The 22,113-nt window shown below is 69.4% G+C and carries 15 protein-coding genes and 3 pseudogenes; 7 read left to right on the top strand and 11 right to left on the bottom strand.

Annotated elements, in window-relative coordinates; genetic code table 11:
- Window positions 1-487 precede the first annotated feature (487 nt).
- The 5 genes and pseudogenes from ABZ659_RS01495 to ABZ659_RS01475 form a co-directional block, all read right to left on the bottom strand.
- Window positions 488-2,173, bottom strand: coding sequence for a ribonuclease J (locus ABZ659_RS01495; RefSeq protein ID WP_360212266.1), 1,686 nt, complete (start codon window positions 2,171-2,173; stop codon window positions 488-490).
- A 150-nt stretch (window positions 2,174-2,323) separates the two neighbouring features.
- Window positions 2,324-3,223 (bottom strand): 4-hydroxy-tetrahydrodipicolinate synthase, encoded by a 900-nt coding sequence (dapA, locus tag ABZ659_RS01490; RefSeq protein ID WP_360212264.1) that lies wholly within the window; start codon window positions 3,221-3,223, stop codon window positions 2,324-2,326.
- A 211-nt stretch (window positions 3,224-3,434) separates the two neighbouring features.
- Window positions 3,435-3,884: pseudogene (gene thyX, locus ABZ659_RS01485) on the bottom strand (FAD-dependent thymidylate synthase); the annotation flags it as partial.
- Window positions 3,885-3,887: 3 nt separating this feature from the next.
- A pseudogene (locus tag ABZ659_RS01480) lies at window positions 3,888-4,634 on the bottom strand (HNH endonuclease); the annotation flags it as partial.
- Between the two features lie 159 nt (window positions 4,635-4,793).
- A pseudogene (locus ABZ659_RS01475) lies at window positions 4,794-5,099 on the bottom strand (FAD-dependent thymidylate synthase); the annotation flags it as partial.
- A 167-nt stretch (window positions 5,100-5,266) separates the two neighbouring features.
- On the opposite strand from ABZ659_RS01475, the gene ABZ659_RS01470 reads away from it, so the two are divergent.
- Window positions 5,267-5,821: a hypothetical protein gene (locus tag ABZ659_RS01470; protein ID WP_360212262.1), complete on the top strand. Its 555-nt coding sequence runs from the start codon at window positions 5,267-5,269 to the stop codon at window positions 5,819-5,821.
- 85 nt (window positions 5,822-5,906) lie between these two features.
- Here the strand turns inward: ABZ659_RS01470 and ABZ659_RS01465 are convergent, their stop codons facing one another.
- From ABZ659_RS01465 to rpsO, 5 genes are all read right to left on the bottom strand, one after another.
- A complete protein-coding gene (locus ABZ659_RS01465) occupies window positions 5,907-6,359 on the bottom strand; it encodes a hypothetical protein (protein WP_360212260.1) in 453 nt (150 codons plus the stop codon).
- Between the two features lie 33 nt (window positions 6,360-6,392).
- On the bottom strand, window positions 6,393-7,145 hold the full coding sequence (dapB, locus tag ABZ659_RS01460) for a 4-hydroxy-tetrahydrodipicolinate reductase (RefSeq protein ID WP_360212258.1): 753 nt from the start codon (window positions 7,143-7,145) through the stop codon (window positions 6,393-6,395).
- 33 nt (window positions 7,146-7,178) lie between these two features.
- Window positions 7,179-8,558: a pitrilysin family protein gene (locus ABZ659_RS01455; protein ID WP_360212256.1), complete on the bottom strand. Its 1,380-nt coding sequence runs from the start codon at window positions 8,556-8,558 to the stop codon at window positions 7,179-7,181.
- Window positions 8,555-10,780 carry a polyribonucleotide nucleotidyltransferase gene (locus ABZ659_RS01450; RefSeq protein ID WP_360212254.1) on the bottom strand — a complete coding sequence of 742 codons (2,226 nt, stop codon included), beginning with the start codon at window positions 10,778-10,780 and terminating at the stop codon, window positions 8,555-8,557. The genes ABZ659_RS01455 and ABZ659_RS01450 overlap by 4 nt, the downstream gene beginning before the upstream one ends.
- Window positions 10,781-11,100: 320 nt before the next feature.
- Window positions 11,101-11,388, bottom strand: a complete 288-nt coding sequence (gene rpsO / locus ABZ659_RS01445) for a 30S ribosomal protein S15 (RefSeq protein ID WP_030041128.1) — start codon at window positions 11,386-11,388, stop codon at window positions 11,101-11,103.
- Window positions 11,389-11,656: 268 nt separating this feature from the next.
- On the opposite strand from rpsO, the gene ABZ659_RS01440 reads away from it, so the two are divergent.
- A complete protein-coding gene (locus ABZ659_RS01440; RefSeq protein WP_360212251.1) occupies window positions 11,657-11,941 on the top strand; it encodes a DUF397 domain-containing protein in 285 nt (94 codons plus the stop codon).
- 93 nt (window positions 11,942-12,034) lie between these two features.
- Here the strand turns inward: ABZ659_RS01440 and eccD are convergent, their stop codons facing one another.
- On the bottom strand, window positions 12,035-13,579 hold the full coding sequence (gene eccD / locus ABZ659_RS01435; protein WP_360212249.1) for a type VII secretion integral membrane protein EccD: 1,545 nt from the start codon (window positions 13,577-13,579) through the stop codon (window positions 12,035-12,037).
- Between the two features lie 348 nt (window positions 13,580-13,927).
- Between eccD and eccCa the strand changes: the two genes are divergently transcribed.
- The 5 genes from eccCa (at window position 13,928) to ABZ659_RS01410 (ending at window position 22,032) form a co-directional block, all read left to right on the top strand.
- Entirely contained in the window at window positions 13,928-17,908 is a 3,981-nt protein-coding gene (gene eccCa, locus ABZ659_RS01430; RefSeq protein ID WP_360212247.1) for a type VII secretion protein EccCa, read from the top strand.
- 716 nt (window positions 17,909-18,624) lie between these two features.
- Window positions 18,625-19,143: a hypothetical protein gene (locus ABZ659_RS01425; RefSeq protein WP_360212245.1), complete on the top strand. Its 519-nt coding sequence runs from the start codon at window positions 18,625-18,627 to the stop codon at window positions 19,141-19,143.
- Window positions 19,143-20,627, top strand: coding sequence for a hypothetical protein (locus ABZ659_RS01420; protein ID WP_360212243.1), 1,485 nt, complete (start codon window positions 19,143-19,145; stop codon window positions 20,625-20,627). Before ABZ659_RS01425 ends, ABZ659_RS01420 begins: the two co-directional genes overlap by 1 nt.
- Window positions 20,594-21,445, top strand: coding sequence for a hypothetical protein (locus ABZ659_RS01415; RefSeq protein ID WP_360212241.1), 852 nt, complete (start codon window positions 20,594-20,596; stop codon window positions 21,443-21,445). Before ABZ659_RS01420 ends, ABZ659_RS01415 begins: the two co-directional genes overlap by 34 nt.
- 68 nt (window positions 21,446-21,513) lie before the next feature.
- Window positions 21,514-22,032, top strand: a complete 519-nt coding sequence (locus ABZ659_RS01410; protein ID WP_360212239.1) for a hypothetical protein — start codon at window positions 21,514-21,516, stop codon at window positions 22,030-22,032.
- The last annotated feature ends 81 nt before the right edge of the window (window positions 22,033-22,113 follow it).

The raw sequence follows: 22,113 nt of genomic DNA, 5'->3' as shown, positions 1-22,113 counted from the left end.
CAACACCACGAGAGCGGTGCGAGAGGAGGAATGATCCCCTCGCACACAGCGTCCTCGCTGTGTTTGTTCTTCAAAGGAACCTCGCCCCAGCAGATGCTGGAGACGGGGTATCAACATATCTGGCGTTGACTTTTGGCACGCTGTTGAGTTCTCAAGGAACGGCCGCTTCCTTTGTACTCACCCTCTCGGGCTTTCCTCCGGGCGCTTCCCTTCGGTCTTGCGTTTCCGACTCTATCAGATCCTTTTCTCGACCCGATTTCCTCGGCGCTTTCCAGGTGTTCGCTTTCGCGTTTCCCTTTCCGGCGGCTCCGACTTTATCAGAAGTTCTGAGTCGGAATTCCCACCCGCTCCAGGGAACGTGCTCCGGTGCACGAGGCGACCGGGTTCCCGGGTGGGCGGAGCCGTAAACGTACTGGAGCGGAGCGCCTGGATGCAAATCGAGGCGCCCCGCTCCGGAGTTGGGGCGTGGCAGGGGCCGTACGCCAGGTCAGACCTCCACGACGACCGGCAGGATCATCGGCCTGCGCCGGTAGGTGTCGGAGACCCACTTGCCCAGCGTGCGGCGGACCAGCTGCTGGAGTTGGTGGGGTTCGACGATGCCGTCCTGGGCCGAACGCTCCAGGGACTCGGTGATCTTGGGGAGTACCGCTTCGAAGGCGGCGTCCTCGATGCCCGAGCCGCGGGCCTGGATGTGCGGACCGGCGTTGATCTTGCCGGTGGTGGAGTCGATGACCACGAAGACCGAGATGATGCCCTCGTCGCCGAGGATCTTGCGGTCCTTCAGCGCCGGTTCGCCGACGTCGCCGACGGAGAGGCCGTCGACGTAGACGTAGCCCGCCTGGACCTTGCCCGAGATCTTCGCCTTGCCCGCGACGAGGTCGACGGCGATGCCGTCCTCGGCGATGACGATGCGGTCGTGTGGAACGCCGGTCATGGCACCCAGCTCGGCGTTGGCGCGCAGGTGGCGCCATTCGCCGTGGACGGGCATCAGGTTCTTGGGGCGGCAGATGTTGTAGAAGTACAGCAGCTCGCCCGCGGAGGCGTGGCCGGATACGTGCACCTTGGCGTTGCCCTTGTGGACGACGTTGGCGCCCCAGCGGGTGAGGCCGTTGATGACGCGGTAGACCGCGTTCTCGTTGCCGGGGATCAGCGACGAGGCCAGGATCACCGTGTCGCCCTCGACGATGCGGATCTGGTGGTCGCGGTTGGCCATCCGGGAGAGGGCCGCCATCGGTTCGCCCTGGGAGCCGGTGCAGACCAGGACCACCTGGTGGTCGGGGAGGTCGTCGAGTGTCTTGACGTCGACGACCAGGCCCGGTGGGACCTTGAGGTAGCCCAGGTCACGGGCGATGCCCATGTTGCGGACCATGGAGCGGCCGACGAAGGCGACCCGGCGGCCGTACTCGTGGGCGGCGTCCAGGATCTGCTGGATGCGGTGGACGTGGCTGGCGAAGCTGGCCACGATGATCCGCTTGCGGGCGGCCCCGAAGACCTGGCGCAGGACGCCGGAGATGTCGCGCTCGTGCGGCGTGAAGCCGGGGACCTCGGCGTTCGTGGAGTCGGAGAGGAGGAGGTCGATGCCCTCCTCGCTCAGCCGGGCGAACGCGTGCAGGTCGGTGAGGCGGTTGTCCAGCGGGAGCTGGTCCATCTTGAAGTCGCCGGTGTGCACCACCATGCCCGCGGGGGTGCGGATGGCGACGGCCAGGGCGTCCGGGATGGAGTGGTTGACCGCGACGAACTCGCAGTCGAAGGGGCCGATGCGCTCGCGGTGGCCCTCGGCGACTTCGAGGGTGTACGGGCGGATGCGGTGTTCCTGGAGCTTGGCCTCGATGAGGGCGAGGGTCAGCTTGGAGCCGATCAGGGGGATGTCCGGCTTCTCCCGCAGGAGGAAGGGGACGCCGCCGATGTGGTCCTCGTGCCCGTGGGTGAGGACGATGCCCTCGATGTCGTCGAGACGGTTCCGGATGGACGAGAAGTCCGGCAGGATCAGGTCGATTCCGGGCTGCTCCTCCTCGGGGAAGAGCACTCCGCAGTCGACGATCAGCAGGCGGCCTCCGTACTCGAAGACCGTCATGTTTCGGCCGATTTCGCCGAGGCCGCCGAGCGGGGTGACGCGCAGGCCACCCTCGGGGAGCGGCGGGGGCGGGCTCAGTTCAGGATGCGGATGACTCAAAAGACTCTCCTCACCACGCGCGCCACGTACCGGTAGGCACGTGGCGCGCGTGACGTTCGTGCAGAAGCAGTTGTCGTGTGGACGCAGGCACCGGTGGCCCGCCTATTCAGTTGTGAGGTCCGTGCCCGGCGCGGCGGGCGAAGTCTGTTGTCAGACCTGTACCCCGCCGGCGGCAAGATCGATCTTGAGCTGCTCGATCTCCTGTGCGGTCAGTTCCACCATGGGCGCGCGCAGCGGGCCGCCGGGCAGGCCCCGCAGGGCGAGGGCGGCCTTGGTGGTCATGACGCCCTGGGTGCGGAACATGCCGGTGTAGACGGGGAGCAGCTTCTGGTGGATCTCGGTGGCCTTCTGGACGTCGCCCTCGGTGAACGCGTCCACGAGGGCGCGCAGTTCGGGGGTGACGACATGGCCGACGACCGAGACGAAGCCGACTGCCCCGACGGAGAGCAGGGGCAGGTTCAGCATGTCGTCGCCGGAGTACCAGGCGAGGCCGGAGCGGGCGATGGCCCAGCTGGCGCGGCCGAGGTCGCCCTTGGCGTCCTTGTTGGCGACGATCCGGGGGTGCTCGGCGAGGCGGACCAGTGTCTCGGTGTTGATGGGGACGCCGCTGCGGCCGGGGATGTCGTAGAGCATCACCGGCAGTTCGGTGGCGTCGGCGATGGCGGTGAAGTGGCGGTAGAGGCCCTCTTGCGGGGGCTTGTTGTAGTACGGCGTGACGACCAGCAGGCCGTGTGCGCCGGTCTCGACCGCCGCGTGCGCCAGCTCGACGCTGTGCCGGGTGTCATTGGTGCCGACCCCGGCCACGATGTGGGCGCGGTCGCCGACGGCCTCCAGTACCGCGCGCAGCAGCTCCGATTTCTCCGCGTCACTGGTGGTGGGCGACTCGCCGGTGGTGCCGTTGATGATCAGGCCGTCGTTGCCCGCGTCGACCAGGTGGGTGGCGAGCCGCTGGGCGCCGTCGAGGTCGAGCGCGCCGTCCGCCGTGAACGGCGTGACCATGGCGGTGAGGACCCGCCCGAAGGGGGTCTGCGGAGTGGAGGTCGGAGCCATGGGTTACACGCTACTCGTTGCTCATCCGTGGGTCTGCCCTCGGGGGGCGCGAAAAGTCCGGACAAAGGGGGAGCCCGGCACTGCCTGCTCGGGGGTTCAAGCAGTGCCGGACCCGTTTGATCAGGCTAGATGAACTTCACTAAATGCCGCAATACGGACACTTCATGCGGTTGAACCGCACATCTGTCCCAGCTGGTGAAACGGGTGCGCGTTACGGAGCCACACGACCGTTCGCGTTGAAGGCGGCGTGGGTCAGCGGCATGAGCCGGGCCCACTCGGCCTCCATCTTCTCGCCGACCATCTCGATCTCCCGCTGCGGGAAGGACGGGACCTTGGCCAGCTCGTGCTGGGTGCGCAGGCCGAGGAAGTGCATCAGCGAGCGGGCGTTGCAGGTGGCGTACATCGAGGAGAACAGGCCGACCGGGAGCACGGCGCGGGCGACCTCGCGGGCGACGCCCTCGGCGAGCAGCTTCTGGTAGGCGGAGTACGCCTGCTGGTAGGAGTCCGAGAGGACGTCGCGGACCGCCGCGTGCTGCGACGGCGTCCCCTCGACGAAGACGTACTTGCCGGGGCGTCCCTCCTGGACGAGCTTCCTGGACTCGTCAGGGGTGTAGAAGACCGGCTGGAGCTCGCGGTAGCGGCCGCTCTCCTCGTTGTACGAGTTGTGCACGACGATGCCGTTGGCCAGGAAGTTGTGCCAGGGGCCTTCCACGGACAGGTCGTACGTCATCTCCTCCCCGTCCGGCTCGATGGTGACGACGGGGTCCGGAACCGCCTCGGCCGCCTTGCCACCACGGCTGGCCAGAGACTGCTCCCCGCCGCTCTTGGCGGTATGGCAGGGCTCGCACGCGGGAGCGAGGTTCCGCTCGTCAAGAGCCCGGGTCAGGTCACCCGCCACCGGAACGACGTGGTCCAGTGCGAGCGCCGCACGGGGGAAGTCCTGACCGCAGAGGTGGCAGACGTCCACATCCTTGATCAACCTCTGCCGTTGCATGGACGTCCACACCCCGATACCGCGGCGCAGGCTCGGTGGGATGAGCGCTTGAGACGGCCGGGGAGCAGTTCCGGCCACCATGACCCGGTCGCCGACGCCCAGCTCCCCGGCCTTCGCCCAGCCCTCGGACGTGAGGATGGCGTGATCGACCGTGCAGCGGAGCGCCTTACCGGACGCGGTAGTGATCTTGATCAGTTGTTTGACACCCGATGCGATCACGTCGACGATCCGTGCCCGCTGCGCGAGCAGGGTCTCCTCGTCGTAACAGCGCACGTGGTTGCGTCGGACCGATTCGAGCTTGCGGATTCGCGTGCTGGGGTGCTCCTCCCTGAACTCCGCGACGGCGGACTCGGCCGCCTCGCGGTTCTCGTACAGGCCGAGATAGTGGTTGCTGGCGCCGCGCCGCACCTGTGCCATCCACTTGCCCGCCGGACTGTGCCAGGTCACCCCACCAGCGGAGTGAGGGAGGCGATCCTCGACCCCCAGATGCCAGAGCTCATGGAGTTCGGCGATGGTACGCCGCCGGAGATTGCCCGCCTCGCTCTCCAAGGTGATCTCGGTGTCTCCGGCGATGCACCAGCCCACCCGGTGCCGCATGAACTCCCGGAAGACGAAGATCGGGGCGCTGATGAAGAAGGTCATCGAGTTGTGCTCGAAGGGGCTGCCGTGCCGGTCCCGCATGAGGTAGTTGATCAGGCCCTTGGACCGCTCCGGGTCCTTGTCCAACTCGTCCAGCGAGTGCTCACCAAGAGTGGAGACCCGGGCGGCGAACAGCACGTCGGCGTCCGACGCGCTGGATTTCACCAGCTCGACGGTGACGTCGCTGCGCGTCTCGACATCGCTGTGGGAGGTCGGGTTCCGGTCGTGGTCGGCGGCGGTCACAGGGGTCCTTCCGATCGCATCGTGCGTGCGCGCCCACCTTACGGGCCTCTCCCCGGTCGGCCGGTCGTCCGTGGTGACTCGTACGGACCCCCGGAGGTGGTGGGTACGGACCCGGGTCGATAGCCTCACCGGGCACAACCCGTGGATGGAACGAGTGAGGACCAGCCGTGCCCCTGCCCTTCCTGACGGCCGACCGCGCCTTTGACGCAGCGGACGACGTCGCGTTGCCGTTCGACGACCGAGACCGCTGGCGCCGCCCCTACCGCCCGGGGCCCTGGCGGGTCGGCACCGCCGCCGTCACGCTGCTGCTCGCCTCGTACGTGCTGTTCGCGGGGGTCATCATCGCCCTGACCGGCGGCGTCTCCGGCGCGGGCCCGGTCTTCGTGATCGCCGGCCTGATGATCGTCGGGGCGCTGCGGATGCTGCGCATGGGCGTGTGGGTGAGCGCGCACGGGCTGCGCCGCGTGGGCTTCCCGCGCACGCGGACCGTGCGCTGGGACCGGGTGGTCTCGGTGCGGACGGTGCAGCAGCCGGTGCGCTGGCTGGGGATGCCGCGGACGGTGCAGGGGCAGGCGGTACTGCTGGTCGAGCGGGGCCGGTCGGGGCAGGACATGCCGCCGCTGCTGACCAGCCACAACGCCGACTTCCTGGCTCGGCCGGGGTCCTTCGACCGGGCGGCGGACTCGGTGGAGGTCTGGGCCGACGAGTACCGGCGGGGCTGAGCCCGCGGAGGTGTGACGGACAGCGAAGGGGCCGCTCGCGGTAGCGCGGGCGGCCCCTTCTGCGTCGTGTCCGGGTGCCAGGTGGTCAGACCTGGACGGGTCTGCCGTCGTGCAGGGCGATGGCGCGCTGCATCGCCCTGCGGGCGCGCGGGGTGTCGCGGGCGTCGTGGTAGGCGACGGCGAGGCGGAACCAGGTGCGCCAGTCCTCCGGCGCGTCCTCCGTCTCGGCCTTGCGGCGGGCGAAGACCTCGTCGGCCGAGTCACGGTCGATCCGCCCGCTGGGCAGGCGCCGCAACTCGTCGACGGGCAACCCGCCCTCAGCCTCCAACTCGGCGGCGAGCTGGTTGGCCCTGCGGACGAACTGGGTGTTCTTCCACAGGAACCACAGCCCGATCACCGGCAGGATCAGCACCGCGATGCCGAAGGTGACGGTGAGCAGCGTGCCGGTCCTGATGAGCAGCACGCCGCGGCTGCCGACCAGGACGAAGTAGAAGACGAGGACGGCGGCCGTGACGAGGTAGGTGATCTTCGCGCGCATGGTGACGTGGTTCCCGGGCTCGGTCGAAGCGGCTCAGTCGATGTCCAGGAAGTGCTCCAGGCCGAAGGTGAGGCCCGGAGTGGTCACCACCCGGCGGACACCCAGCAGGATCCCCGGCATGAAGCTGCTGTGGTGCAGGGAGTCGTGGCGGATGGTGAGGGTCTCGCCCTCGCCGCCCAGCAGGACCTCCTGGTGGGCGAGGAGGCCGCGCAGCCGGACCGCGTGTACGGGGACGCCGTCGACGTCGGCGCCGCGGGCGCCGTCCAGCGCGGTCACCGTGGCGTCCGGCGCGGGCGCGCTGCCCGCCCTGGCACGGGCCTCGGCGATGAGCTGGGCGGTGCGGGTGGCGGTGCCGCTGGGGGCGTCGACCTTGTTGGGGTGGTGCAGCTCGACGACCTCGACGGACTCGAAGTAGGGCGCCGCGAGCTGGGCGAACTTCATGGTGAGGACGGCGCCGATGGAGAAGTTGGGGGCGATGAGCACGCCCGTCTCCGGGGACTGGGCGAGCCAGGTCCGCAGCTGCGCGAGGCGGTCGTCGGTCCAGCCGGTGGTGCCGACGACGGCGTGGATGCCGTGCCGGACGCAGAAGTCGAGGTTGCCCATCACCGAGGCCGGTGTGGTCAGTTCGACGGCGACCTGGGCGCCGGTGTCGGCCAGTGTCTCCAGCTTGTCGCCCCGGCCGAGGGCGGCCACCAGCTCCAGGTCCTCGGCGGCCTCGACCGCCCGTACCGCCTCGGCCCCGATCCGGCCCTTGGCGCCGAGGACCGCCACGCGCAGCTTGCTCATCTTCTTCGTTCCTAACGGGAGGTACGGCAGGGGTCAGGCGACGGCGTCGTGCAGGCGGGACGCCTGGCGGTCCTTCAGCGGGCCTATGACCGACAGGGACGGCCTGCGGCCCAGGACGTCGCGGGCGACCGCGCGGACGTCGTCCGGCGTGACCGAGGCTATCCGGGTGAGCAGGTCGTCCACGGACATCTGCTCACCCCAGCACAGCTCGCTCTTGCCGATGCGGTTCATCAGCGCGCCGGTGTCCTCCAGACCGAGGACGGTGGAGCCGCGCAGCTGGCCGACGGCGCGGTCGATCTCCTCGTCGGACAGGCCGTGCTCGGCGACCTGGTCGAGTTCGTCGCGGCAGATCTTCAGCACGTCGTGGACCTGGGACGGCCTGCAGCCCGCGTAGACGCCGAACAGGCCGCAGTCGGCGAAGCCCGAGGTGTACGAGTACACGCTGTAGGCCATGCCGCGCTTCTCCCTGACCTCCTGGAACAGGCGCGAGGACATGCCGCCGCCGAGGGCGGTGTTCAGCACGCCGAGCGCCCAGCGGCGGTCGTCGGTGCGGGACAGTCCCGGCATCCCGAGGACGACGTGCGCCTGCTCGGTCTTGCGGCCGATCAGCTCGACGCGGCCCGCGGTGCGCAGGGTACGGCTGCCCGCGCGCGGGGCGATGGGCCGCGCGGCCGGGTCCTTGAGGGCGCCCGCCTTCTCGAAGGCCGCGCGGACCTGCCGTACGACCTTGTGGTGGTCGACGTTGCCCGCGCAGGCGACCACCAGGTGGGTGGGGTCGTAGTGCTTCCTGTAGAAGCGGCGGATGCGGTCGGCGGTGAGGGCGTTGACGGTGTCGACCGTGCCGAGGACGGGGCGGCCGAGGGCGTTGTCGCCGAACATCGTGTGCGCGAACAGGTCGTGCACGCAGTCGCCGGGGTCGTCCTCCGTCATCGCGATCTCTTCGAGGATGGCGCCGCGTTCGACGTCGACGTCCTCCTCACGGATGAGGGAACCGGTCAGCATGTCGCAGACGACGTCGATGGCCAGCGGCAGGTCGGCGTCGAGCACGCGCGCGTAGTAGCACGTGTACTCCTTGGCCGTGAACGCGTTCATCTCGCCGCCCACGGCGTCCAGCGCCGCGGAGATGTCGAGGGCACTGCGCCGGGCGGTGCCCTTGAACAGGAGGTGTTCGAGGTAGTGGGTGGCGCCGTTCAGGGCCGGGGTCTCGTCGCGGGAGCCGACGTGCGCCCAGATGCCGAAGGTCGCGGAGCGCACCGACGGCAGGGTCTCGGTGACGACGCGCAGGCCCCCGGGGAGGGTGGTCTTGCGGACGGTGCCGATGCCGTTGGTGCCCTTGATGAGGGTTTGGGTACGGGCGACGGCCCGCGCCTCCGAAGAGGGGCGGGCCGTCACCTTGGAGCTACGGGACGTCACTTGGCGGCGTCGTCCTTCTTGTCGTCCGAGGAAGCGTCTTCCTCGCCCTCGATCACCGGGATGAGGGAGAGCTTGCCGCGCGAGTCGATCTCGGCGATCTCGACCTGGACCTTCTGGCCCACGCCCAGCACGTCCTCGACGTTCTCCACGCGCTTGCCACCGGCGAGCTTGCGGATCTGCGAGATGTGCAGCAGGCCGTCCTTGCCCGGGAGCAGGGAGACGAAGGCACCGAAGGTGGTCGTCTTCACGACCGTGCCCAGGTAGCGCTCGCCGACCTCCGGCATGGTCGGGTTGGCGATCGAGTTGATCGTCGTACGGGCGGCCTCGGCGGCCGGGCCGTCGGCGGCACCGATGTAGATGGTGCCGTCGTCCTCGATCGTGATCTCGGCGCCGGTGTCCTCCTGGATCTGGTTGATCATCTTGCCCTTGGGGCCGATGACCTCACCGATCTTGTCGACCGGGATCTTCACGGTGATGATCCGCGGCGCGTTGGGGGACATCTCGTCGGGCCGGTCGATGGCCTCCATCATCACGTCGAGGATGTGGAGACGGGCGTCGCGGGCCTGCTTGAGGGCGGCGCCCAGGACGGAGGCCGGGATGCCGTCCAGCTTGGTGTCGAGCTGGAGGGCGGTCACGAACTCCTTGGTGCCGGCGACCTTGAAGTCCATGTCGCCGAAGGCGTCCTCCGCACCGAGGATGTCGGTGAGGGTGACGTAGTGCGTCTCGCCCTCGACCTCCTGGGAGATCAGGCCCATGGCGATACCGGCGACGGGGGCCTTCAGCGGCACACCGGCGTTCAGCAGCGACATGGTGGAGGCGCAGACCGAGCCCATGGAGGTGGAGCCGTTGGAGCTGAGCGCCTCGGACACCTGGCGGATCGCGTAGGGGAACTCCTCGCGCGTCGGCAGCACCGGCACGAGGGCGCGCTCGGCGAGGGCGCCGTGGCCGATCTCGCGGCGCTTCGGGGAGCCGACGCGGCCGGTCTCACCGGTGGAGTACGGCGGGAAGTTGTAGTTGTGCATGTAGCGCTTGCGGGTCACCGGGGAGAGGGTGTCCAGCTGCTGCTCCATGCGGAGCATGTTCAGGGTGGTGACGCCCAGGATCTGGGTCTCGCCACGCTCGAACACGGCGGAGCCGTGGACCCGCGGGATGGCCTCGACCTCGGCGGCGAGCGTACGGATGTCCGTCAGCCCGCGCCCGTCGATGCGCTTCTTCTCCTTGATCACGCGCTCGCGGACCAGCTGCTTGGTGAGCGAGCGGTACGCGGCGGAGATCTCCTTCTCGCGGCCCTCGAACTCCGGCAGGAGCTTCTCGGCGGCGAGCGCCTTGACGCGGTCCAGCTCGGCCTCGCGCTCCTGCTTGCCCGCGATGGTCAGCGCGGAGGCCAGCTCCGGGCGGACGGCGGCGGTCAGCGCCTCCAGGACGTCGTCCTGGTAGTCGAGGAAGATCGGGAACTCGGCGGTCGGCTTGGCGGCCTTCGCGGCGAGGTCGGCCTGCGCCTTGCACAGCACCTTGATGAAGGGCTTCGCGGCGTCCAGACCGGCCGCGACGACCTCCTCGGTGGGCGCCTCGGCGCCGCCCTCGACCAGCTTGATGGTCTTCTCGGTGGCCTCGGCCTCGACCATCATGATCGCGACGTCGCCGTCCTCCAGGGTGCGGCCCGCGACGACCATGTCGAAGACGGCGTCCTCGAGCTCGGTGTGGGTCGGGAACGCCACCCACTGGCCGCGGATCAGCGCGACGCGGACGCCGCCGATCGGGCCGGAGAAGGGCAGACCGGCGAGCTGCGTGGACGCGGAGGCGGCGTTGATCGCCACGACGTCGTACAGGTGGTCGGGGTTGAGCGCCATGATCGTGGCGACGACCTGGATCTCGTTGCGCAGGCCCTTCCTGAAGGACGGGCGCAGCGGGCGGTCGATCAGGCGGCAGGTGAGGATGGCGTCCTCGGAGGGGCGGCCCTCACGGCGGAAGAAGGAACCGGGGATCTTCCCGGCCGCGTACATCCGCTCCTCGACGTCGACCGTCAGCGGGAAGAAGTCGAGCTGGTCCTTGGGGTTCTTGGAGGCGGTGGTGGCCGACAGCACCATGGTGTCGTCGTCCAGGTACGCCACGGCGGAACCGGCGGCCTGCTTGGCCAGGCGGCCCGTCTCGAAGCGGATGGTGCGGGTGCCGAAGGAACCGTTGTCGATGACGGCCTCGGCGTAGTGGGTCTCGTTCTCCACTAGCGTTTTCTCCGTTACTTGTCGTCTTTTGTCCCGGGCCGCCCGTGTGGCGGGGGGACGGTGGCGGAGAAGCGCCGCTCCTGGTGCAAGCCGGTCTTCGATCGAAGCACCCGGGGTCCGTTCTTCCCGGGGGCCACTACCGAGGACCGGCGGCGGCGAGGTGCGCTTCTCCTCGTTCGTGTCGTTCGTGTCGTTCTTGTCGTTCTTGTCGTTCTTGTCGTTCGCGTTGTGCTACCACACTACAAAGGGGCGGTGACACCGCGCACGTACAGCAAAGGGAGCGGCCCCCGAACTGCGGGAACCGCTCCCTCCACGGCGTCTTACTTGGCGCCCGCCGCACCCCGGCGGATGCCGAGGCGGTCGACCAGCGCGCGGAAGCGCTGGATGTCCTTCTTGGCCAGGTACTGGAGCAGGCGGCGGCGCTGACCGACGAGGATCAGCAGGCCACGGCGGGAGTGGTGGTCGTGCTTGTGGGTCTTGAGGTGCTCGGTCAGGTCGGAGATCCGACGCGACAGCATGGCGACCTGGACCTCGGGGGAGCCGGTGTCACCCTCCTTGGTACCGAACTCGGAGATGATCTGCTTCTTCGTAGCGGCGTCGAGCGACACGCGTACTCCTCATGGTCTGGAAAGAGGCCACCGAGTGCCCCCGGTCTGTGTCTCGGGGGAGCTTCCGTGACTCGGAAGGCGGGGATCCGCTGGGCGCGGCCTCCAGGGCGCGAGGGCTCCGGGGGTGCGTACACAAACGGCCGTCACCCAGAGTACCAGCAGGTTCGCCCGCCTCTTACCGCGGCCGGAGAACGGCCCGGGCGGCGGGTGCGCGGCCACTAGGGTGACCGGTTGGACTGTACGTGCGTCTGGAAGGGGTCGCCCAGCGATGGCGGAGACGGAAGCCGAGATGAAGGCACGCAAGGAACGGGAGCGGGACGAGCTGTACGCGCTCGACATCTCCGGCGTCGAGTGGCACAGCGCGCCGGGCACCGAGGAGCACGAGGAGCGGGTCGAGATCGCCTATCTGCCCGAGGGCGCGGTGGCGATGCGGTCCTCCCTCGACCCCGACACCGTGCTGCGGTACACGGAGGCGGAGTGGCGGGCCTTCGTGCTCGGGGCGCGGGACGGGGAGTTCGACTTGGAGCCGGAGCCGGAGCCCAAGGCGGACTGAGGGCCGTAGCCGGGAAGTCGGCCGGGGCGGGACGCACGCGCGTGTGCGCCCCGCCCCGGCCGCGCCCCGCCCCGGCCGTGTACCCGCGGTGCCTCAGCCCGTCAGTGACCGCACCGACGCGTAGACGTCGAAGACCGCCAGCGCCAACGGGACCAGGGTGAGCAGGACGAAGCCCTCGGCGATCTCCAGGAAGCGGCCCCAGAAGGGGGTGAGCCCGCTGCGGGAGGCGACCAGGCCGAGGCCGGTGATCAGCGCGGCCGCCACCGCGATCGCCGCGACCAGCCAGACCGTCCGCATGTCGAGGTCGGCGCGGTCCCCCCGCAGCGCGTCGTGGACCAGGGCGCCGGGCGGGTTGAGCGCCAGACCGAGGCCGAGCGCGACCAGTGAGCCGAGCCCGGCGGCCAGCAGGGCGGCGACCTGCGCGGTGTAGCGGAACAGCTGGGCCCGCATCAGCAGGGCAACGCCGGTGGCCAGGGCGAGCAGCTGGGCCCATAGGTCGGCGGTGAAGCCGAGGACGAGGGCGGCGCCGACGGCGACCAGGGAGCAGCCGCCGACCAGGCCGACGAGGAGTTCGTGGCCGCGCCGGGCCTGGGCCTCGATGCGCTCGGCGTCCACCGGCTCGGGCGGCTCGGGGTCGGCGCCGTAGGCGCTGCGCGGGGCGGCGTCCGGGGCGTCGAAGCCGATGGGCAGCCGGGCGAAGCGCATGGACATGCCCGGCAGGAAGGCGAGCGCGCCGACGGCGACGGGGGCGCACAGGGCGGCGATCTCGGCCGGGGTCCAGTGCTTGTAGAGCGCCGCGCAGGTGGCGACCAGGCCGAGGCCCGAGGCGACGGCGAAGGCGACGAACGGGCCGTCGCCGCGCGGTGAGCACAGGGTGAGGATCACCGAGGCCACCAGCACCGCCGCGCAGGCCAGCAGGAACTGGAGCTTGCCGATGCCCTGCCCCTCGGACAGCGACAGCAGCCCCGACCCGGCCACGCCCACGTTCGGCAGGGCGCCCAGGCCCAGCGCGACGGCGGAGGCGCGGTCGTCGTAGACCCGGGCGCGGACGCAGCCGAGGACGACCAGGAGCACCCCGGCGACGCCCGCGAGGATGCCGGGCAGGCTGTGCATGTCGTGCCGGGGGTCGGCCGTCCAGGCGACGAAGGCGAGCAGCGCGGGCAGGACGCCGCCGCCGGTCAGTCCCGCGGCGCGGGTGAGGTCGGCGTGCCACAGGGCGCGGTCGCGGGTGACGGCGGAGGCGACCGCCTCGGAGACGTCGTCGAAGACGGCGGGCGGCAGCGACTCGGAGAACGGGCGCAGGGTGAGCAGTTCGCCGTCGAGGATGCGCTGCGCGGTGAAGGACCGGGAGCTGTCCAGGACGGTGCCGTCGCGGCGGACGAGGTGGTAGCCGACCGGGGCGCCCTCGGCGGCGGTCTGCCGGGAGAGCCGGAGGATCTCGGGGTAGAGGTCGGCGACCGGGATGTCGTCGGGCAGCGCCACGTCGATCCGGCTGTCCGGGGCGACGATGGTGACCCGGCAGAAGCCGAGGCCGGTGATCGCGGCGCCGGTCGTGCCCGGCGTGGCCGCCTGGCCGGGTCCGCCCGGTCCGCCGGGTCCGCCCGCGCCGGCGGCCGCCGTGGAGGCCGTGATGCTCACCTGGTGCTCCCCCTCAGTTCAGTTCCGTTGCTCGGTCGCGCTGCCGTGCCCCCGGCCCGGTGTCGCCCGGGGGATGGCGGTGTGAAGGTCCTGTGCCGCTTTACCGCCGGTGCCCGTCGCCGGGCGGGCCCGGCGTTCCGTGCCGCGCCCCACCGCGTGGAATGCCCCGTCCCTGTCCCGGGTACGTCCCGTGTCTCCGGCCGGACTCTCCTGTGCTCGCGCGAACATCCGGCACCCTACCGCCCGCCAGTGTGTGGTGGGATCAGTAGGATCGCGCGGCGGCCCCCGTTCGCCTGACACGGGGTGGCGGACGGAAACGGCGCGGGCCGACAAGGGAATTGGTGAGCAGTGAGCCAGATCGTCGTGAAGCGTCCACCGCGGGCGCTGCCGCCGGAGGTGCCCACGGGCGACGTCGTCGTACAGCCGCCGCCCGAACTGCCACGGGGTCACCAGGACAGCGTCATGATGCAGTTGCTGCCGACGCTGGGCATGGGCGGCTCGGTGGTGTTCTTCTTCACGAGCGGTCAGCCGTTCATGCGGATCATGGGCATGATCATGATCGCGTCGACGATCGCCATGTCCATCGCCATGGTGGTCCGCTTCCGTCGCGGCTCGCAGGGCCAGTTGGCCGACCTGCGCCGTGACTACCTGCGCTATCTCTCCCAGACCCGCCACGCCACCCAGGACACCGCGCGGGCGCAGCGCGACGCGCAGTACTACCTGCACCCCTCCCCCGAGCAGCTGTGGGCGCTGGTCGCCGAGGGCAGCCGGGTGTGGGAGCGGCGGCCCGGCGACGAGGACTTCGCGCAGGTCCGCATCGGCCTCGGCCCGCAGGCGCTGGCGACCGCCTTGATCGCCCCGGACCCCGGCCCCGTGGAGCAGTTGGAGCCGCTCACCGCGAGCGCGATGCGGCGCTTCGTCGCCGCCCACGCCACCCTGGACGACCTGCCGATGGCGGTGTCCCTGCGCGCCTTCTACCACGTCACCCTCAGCGGGGAGCCGGAGTCCGTACGGTCCTGCGCCCGCGCCCTGACCGGTTCGCTGGCCGCGCTGCACTCCCCCGAGGACCTCGTCGTCGCGGTCGCGGCGGGCCGGGAGTCGTGGCCGCACTGGGAGTGGGCCAAGTGGCTGCCGCACGCGCAGCTGACCGGCGTCACGGACGGCGCCGGATCGCGCCGTCTGATCAGCGCCGACCCGCGTGAGCTGGAGGACCTGCTGTCCTCCCGGCTGACCGGCCGCCCCCGCTTCCACCCCGACGCCGCGCCGCTGCCCGACACCGCGCACCTGGTCGTCGTACTCGACGGGGTGTCCCTGCCGCAGGACTCGATGCTGGCGAGCCCGGAGGGGCTGCAGGGCGTCACGGTCATCGAGGTCGTGCCGGGTGAGCAGGCGGGGGTCCGCGGGGACCTGTCGATCGCCGTACGGCCGCAGACGCTGCGGCTGGAGTCAGCGCACGGGGTGGTCTACGAGGGGACGCCGGACGGGCTGTCGCAGGAGTCGGCGGAGGCGCTGGCCCGGCAGCTCGCGCCGCTGCGGATGGCCTCCGGCGGGGACGACGACGAGCCGCTGCTGGCGAACCTGGAGTTCACCGACCTGCTGAACCTGGGCGACGCGGCCTCCATCGACACCCGGCGCACCTGGCGGCCCCGGTCGCAGGCGGAGCGGCTGCGGGTGCCGATCGGCGTCGGCGAGGACGGCCGTCCGGTGATGCTGGACATCAAGGAGGCCGCGCAGGAAGGCATGGGTCCGCACGGGCTGTGCGTGGGCGCCACCGGTTCCGGCAAGTCGGAGCTGCTGCGCACGCTGGTGCTCGGGCTCGCGGTCACGCACTCCTCCGAGACCCTGAACTTCGTCCTCGCGGACTTCAAGGGCGGCGCGACCTTCGCCGGGATGGCGCACATGCCGCACGTCGCGGCGGTGATCACCAACCTGGCGGACGACCTCACGCTCGTCGACCGCATGGGCGACTCCATCCGCGGTGAGCTGAACCGCCGCCAGGAGCTGCTGCGGGACGCGGGCAACTACGCCAACATCCACGACTACGAGAAGGCGCGCGCGGCGGGCGCCCCGCTCCAGCCGATCCCGTCGCTGCTCCTCGTCATCGACGAGTTCAGCGAGCTGCTGACGGCCAAGCCGGACTTCATCGACATGTTCGTGCAGATCGGCCGGATCGGCCGCTCGCTGGGCGTGCACCTGCTGCTGGCCTCGCAGCGCCTGGAGGAGGGCCGTCTGCGCGGCCTGGAGACCTACCTGTCGTACCGGATCGGTCTGCGGACCTTCTCCGCGGCCGAGTCCCGGGCCGCGCTCGGCGTGCCGGACGCCTACGAGCTGCCGAACGTGCCCGGTTCCGGGTTCCTGAAGTTCGGTACGGGCGAGATGCTGCGGTTCAAGGCGGCGTACGTCTCCGGCGTCTACCGTTCCGGTGCCCAGCGGTCGTCGTCGACGGACGGCGCGCTGCCGGTGGACCGGCGGCCGGTGCTGTTCACGGCGGCGGAGGTGCCGGTGGCGTTCGTGCCGCAGCAGGCGACGCGGGCCGAGGGGCCGGGTGCCGGGTCGGACGAGGTGGACGACGCGCTCGCGGACACCGTGCTGGACGTCGTCGTACGCCGTCTGGAGGCGCAGGGTCCGGCGGCGCACCAGGTGTGGCTGCCGCCGCTGGACAGCCCGCCGTCGCTGGACGCGCTGCTGCCGGGTCTGACGGCGGTGCCGGGACGCGGCCTGACCCAGCCCGGCTACGAGGGCGCGGGACGGCTGGTCGTCCCCGTCGGCATCGTCGACAAGCCGTACGAGCAGCGCCGCGACCCGCTGTGGGTGGACTTCTCGGGCGCGGCGGGCCACATGCAGGTCCTGGGCGGCCCGCAGTCCGGCAAGTCGACGCTCCTGCGCTCCCTGATCTGCTCGTTCGCGCTGACGCACACCCCGCAGGAGGTCCAGTTCTACGGCCTCGACTTCGGCGGCGGCGGTATGTCGGCGGTGGCCGCACTCCCGCACGTCGGCGGTGTCGCCTCCCGCCTGGACCCCGAGAAGGTGCGGCGTACGGTCGCGGAGGTCTACGGCATCCTGGCGCGCCGTGAGGAGTACTTCCGGGCGTCGGGCATCTCCTCCATCGCCGAGTTCCGCACCCGGCGCGCCCGTGGCGACATCTCGGTCACCGACCAGCCGTGGGGCGACGTCTTCCTGGTCATCGACGGCTGGGCCAACTTCCGCGCCGACTACGAGGCGCTGGACCAGGTGGTCCTGGACATCGCGGCGCGCGGTCTCGGCTACGGCGTCCACCTGGTGATCTCGGCGTCCCGCTCGATGGAGGTGCGGGCGGCCCTCAAGGACAACCTGCTGAACCGGCTGGAGCTGCGGCTCGGCGACACGATGGACTCCGAGCTGGACCGCAAGGTCGCCGCGAACGTGCCCACGGGCGTGCCCGGGCGCGGTCAGGCACCGCGGAAGCTGCACTTCATGGCGGCCGTGCCGCGCATCGACGGCCTCACCTCCGACACCGACCTGGCGGAGGCGACGGCGGCGCTGGCGACCGAGGTGACCCGGCACTGGGAGGCGCCGGGGGCGCCCAAGGTACGGCTGCTGCCGCGCGAGTTCCCGGCGGAGCAGCTGCCCGCGGGGGACCGTTACCCGCGCCAGGGCGTCGCCTTCGCGCTGGACGAGAACAACCTCGAACCGGTCTTCGTCGACTTCGACCAGGACCCGTTCTTCCTGGTCTTCGGCGAGAGTGAGTCCGGCAAGTCGAACCTGCTGCGGCTGCTGGTCAAGCAGCTCACGCGGCGCTACTCCGGCGACGAGTGCAAGCTGTTCGTCGTCGACAACCGGCGTTCCCTGCTGGGCGTCACCCCGGACTCCCACCTCGCCGAGTACATCCCCATGTCCAACGCCATGGAGCACCACATGGTCGCCCTGGCGGACCTGATGAAGCGCCGGACGCCGACCGCGGAGGTCACCGCACAGCAACTCCGCGACCGCAGCTGGTGGCAGGGGCCGACAGTGTTCGTCGTCATCGACGACTTCGACCTCGTCTCCACGTCCAGCGGAAACCCGCTCAGCGGCCTGACCGAGCTGCTGCCCTTCGCCCGCGACGTGGGCGTGCGCTTCATCATCGCCCGCTCGACGGCGGGCGCGAGCCGCGCCTCCTACGAGGCGTTCATGCAGCGCATCAAGGAGCTGGGGGCGCAGGGCGTCGTCCTCGCGGGTGACCCTGGCGAGGGCGACGTCCTGGGCGGGGTACGGCCCCGGCCCATGCCCGCGGGGCGCGGGGTGTTCGTGTCCCGGCGGCGGGGGCGGCCGTTGGTGCAGGTGGGGTGGGTTGCGGAGGAGAACCTCTGACCGGCGGGGATCGGGCACCGTCCGTATGACAGGCGCCTCCGCCTACCGATCCTTTCCGTGTTCCGGTACGGGGTACCACCGCGTGTCGGACACCCTCCGCAGGGGGCTCCGGGCCGTGATCCGCGACCTGGAGGCGATTCACCCGGTGCCCAGTCATGGAAAGCGGGCTCATGACATGGGACGAGTGGGAGCGATGAGAGGCGCAGCCGGTCGAACGCCAGCCATTGGGTACACGGCTGACCCCATTGCCTCCCGGCGGGGCGCCTACCGGGCGGAGTCGGGCGAGGATGCCGCGATCCGCCGGAAAAGGGCCACGCCGGACCGACATCGCGCTGGGAACGGCCCTGGCGATCGCGGTGGTGGCCTCCTGCGGTCCCACCCGCGGAGCGGGAGTATGCCGTGCCCACGAGCCTGTGCGGCGCGGGAATCCCGGTCTCTCGCCGAAACGCCGTGCTGCCTCCCGGGAAGAGAGCCAGCGATCGCGGTGCACCGCTGTCGGCTAGATGTGGACGACGAGTTCGTCTTCTCGGGCAGCATGGAGCAACGTCAGCCGACGTCTCCGCGAGTGACGTCGCGGGGACCGCGCTGGGCGTCGACGCGGGCGGCAGCAGCGCGGACAGAGGGCGCTTCATCCACTCGGCGACTGGCGCCGCAGTCCAGGACGGAGCACGACTGTCCCGTCGTAGTCGGTCTCTTGGAACGGGGAGGGCACAGACATGGCCTGGGATGAGTGGGAACTTCTGAAGACGCAGGCTGCCGAGCGCCAGACCACTGCCATGCAGTTGAATCAACTGCCCCCTGGAGACGGCAAGCAGCCTTCTATGAGGGTTCCAGCCAAGTACGGCGACCTGAACGTGAAGCAGCACGAACTGGCGAGGATCGGCGGAAACGCCTTCGACCTCTACAACGACCTCTGGGACCAGGCCCGCAAGGCAGTGCCCAGCAGCGAGAAGGCGGCACGGACGCTGACTCTGGCGAGCTTCGCCCTGGGCAGTGCTCTCCAACACGTCGCTACGCGCTGGGATGAGCAGTTGTCATCCCTCATGGACGCCTGCGCTCACATCTCCAACCACATGACGGTCACCAAGCGACTGCACGCGGATGACGACCACTACATCCGTCGGCAGATGAGCAGCATCGACCTTCTCGACGCGGGCTTCGACGAACGGGTCGGCGAGGCCGGGCCAAAGAACGAGATCTACGGCCCGGCCAACAAGCAGAAGGACCAGAACTGATGGATCTCACGGATCTCAGGGACATCGATCTCAGTCTGCTCGGTGACGCCATCGACGACTGGGCAACGGTCGTCGGCAACCTTGAGGATCTCAAGAAGGCAGCGGAAAGAGGGCTGCACGGCGCCGCCAACAAGGCCGACTGGGCGGGGGTCAATGCCATGGTGTCCAAGGAGTTCATCGGCAAGACGGCCGGTGAGTTCGCGGATGCCCACGGCCAAGCCAGAAGCATCTACCTGATTCTCAAGGACACCCGGGACGAACTGGTCAGATATCAGACACAGCTGACCGATGCCATGGAGCGCGGGCGGCAGAAGAACCTGACGGTGATCGGTTACGAAGGCGGCTTCAGCGTCACGTCGAACGTCCCGCCGGAAGGCCGCGCCGCACAGGACGAAGACAACAAGGCAGACATCACGGCACTGCGCGACGAACTCCAGGACATCGTGGAGAGAGCCACGGAGAGCGACACCTCGGCCAGTACCGTCCTCAAGGCCATCGCCGACCAGAGCAGGCTTGGCTTCTCCGACGCCCGCTACAAGGACCGGGACTCCGCCGCCGAGGCTATCGAGCAGGCCGACCAGTTGGCCGAGCTGGCGACGAAGAACCCGGAGGAGCTCACGCCCAAGGATCTTGACCGCCTCACCGCCGGTCTACGGAAGTACGCCGGAGACGGGCTGTTCGCGGAGCGTTTCGCCAGCCACCTGGGTGCCGAGGGGACGCTGAGCTTCTGGGCAGGCATCAATGACCCGCAAGTGGCGTACGCGCTGGGTCACAAGCGCGGCAACACGCATGACGAACTCCAAAAGCATCTGGGTCTTACCCTCGCCACCGCCTCACAGAGCGACTCGGCCACCATGGCCGACTGGCGGAACAAGATGGTCGACATGGTGGACAGGCCGGTCAGCCCTGGCAAAGGCTTTCCGCTCGGCGCCCAGGTGATGAGCAACCTGATGCGCTGGGGCGACTACGACGACCGGTTCCTCGTCGACTACGGCGACAAGCTGATCGCGACCGAGAAGAAGTACACGGGCAACGGCGAACACGGCGCTTGGGGGCGGGTGGGTTCCGATCCTCTTCTCAACCGCACGGGCAGTGACTCGGGCTGGGATCCAATGACCGGATACCTCAAGGCCCTGTCCAAAGCCCGGATGCCGCGACGACGTTCTTCAACGGGGAGTTCATCAACAAGAACGACGAGAACAATCCCTTCGAGCGTGACACCGACGGCAACGGCAGGAACGGGAAGGTTTCGCTCACCAACTTCCAGTACCTCTTCGAAGAACGCGCCTGGCCGCATGACTTCACGAGCGAGGGTGAGGAGAGCATCGCGGGCCGTAACACGTTGGCACTGGCGTTGGAGGCCGCTACGACCGGGCATCCGGCGGGAGAGATTCCTACGGCGGACACACCGCCGCACACCCGGGAGCAAGCCCGTCTGGTGGAGAGTCTGGTGGCATCGATCGCGGATGAACCGGAGCGGTTGACATCGCACGGCTACATGACCGACAGCATTGGCCAAATCACCTCTGAATATCTGCCGGACCTTAACCGAGCCATGACGGACGTAGAGCGAGACCCGGGTTCCGAGAAGTGGCAGGACATCGAGAAGCTCTACCCGATCGCGGGAAGCGAGGCAAGACTGGAGCATTCCGATGTGACGAAGCTCCTTTTCGCTGTCGGTCAGAACGAAGAGGGATACGCAGCCGTTGAAGTGGGACAGAAAGCCTACATGGGCAAACTGATGGAATACCATCTGAACCCTGACCTGCCCGTACATCTACGGATGTCAGAGAATTCCAGTCTTCTCGTCGAACAGATCGCGACCCAGGCTGGCGAAGTATCCGGAACGTTGGCGCTCGGCGTACAGGAGGCCCTCGGCGCCGAGGCATCGGACAAGGACAAGCAGTACGAGCACGCGATCGCCCAGCGCAAGAACTGGGTCTCTGGTGGGGTCGGCACCGTCGTCGGCGTGGGTACCTCGTTCGTCGCGACGCCGTGGGTCGGCGCGGCGATGGGTGGCGGTGCCGGGACGGTGACGAGCGTGGTTCTGGAAGCCGTCTTCCAGGACGCGGAGGGCCAGGCCCTGAGCGAGGCCCAGAGGACCGGGGGACAGTTCTGGCAGGACGGCCTGTCACGGAACGAAGCCGTTGCGGAGGACGCTGCGCGGGCAGCGGCGGACGCGTACCCGTCGATCGACGCGGGCGATGCCGGAACGGCTGCCCGTGCGTCAGCACGTCAGGGGTATTTCAACGCACGCCTGATTGTGGACGGACAGGCTCCTGGAATTCTTACGGACTACTGACGACCGCGACCGGACCCCGACCTGACCGAGAGGATCACGTGATCCATCACTCGACCACCATGCGCCCTGTGTCAGCGGCTCTCACCATCGCGTTTCTCCTTCTGACTGCCAGTGGCTGTGGAGCGGGCGAGAGTGAACGCAAGTACGCCGTTCCCGACTCACTCTGCGAAATCTCCGTCGGCGCCGACGACCTCGCTGCCTTCCTACCCTCAGGGAACAAACTGCGGGTTCAGGAAGAGGAGGTCTCGGGTATCAAGACATGCGAGGTAATCGTCGACAGGACTGTCGTCGCTTCCGCTATGCGCGCGTGGGAGGAGGAGATGAATCTGACGGCCTACGCCGTCGGACTCTCGCAGGAACCTCCTACGCGTTCAGCCAGGAACGGTAGGTTCGTGTACTCCGGCAGGTCCGGCTTCGGTAAGACACAGGGGTGCACAAGTTCCCGGTACCGGAGCGACAAGGGCGACCACGTGCTCTACACATCGATCCAGATGTGGACCTCGAAGCATCAGGACGCCGATGCCATGAAGCGCCTCATCATCAGCTACACCGAAGAGGTGGAGAAGTCGGCCGAGTGCGCCAGGTGACATGCGCCACTGGGTGAACCGCCCCCAGCACCCCCGAGAACCGGCCAAGTTGTTAGCCTGGCGAGTGCACGCCAATCGACT

The organism is Streptomyces sp. NPDC006997 (genome assembly GCF_040635175.1).
GTDB lineage: Bacteria > Actinomycetota > Actinomycetes > Streptomycetales > Streptomycetaceae > Streptomyces.
Note: the sequence above shows the minus strand (reverse complement) of the source record. Positions and strands in the feature narration are given on the sequence as shown.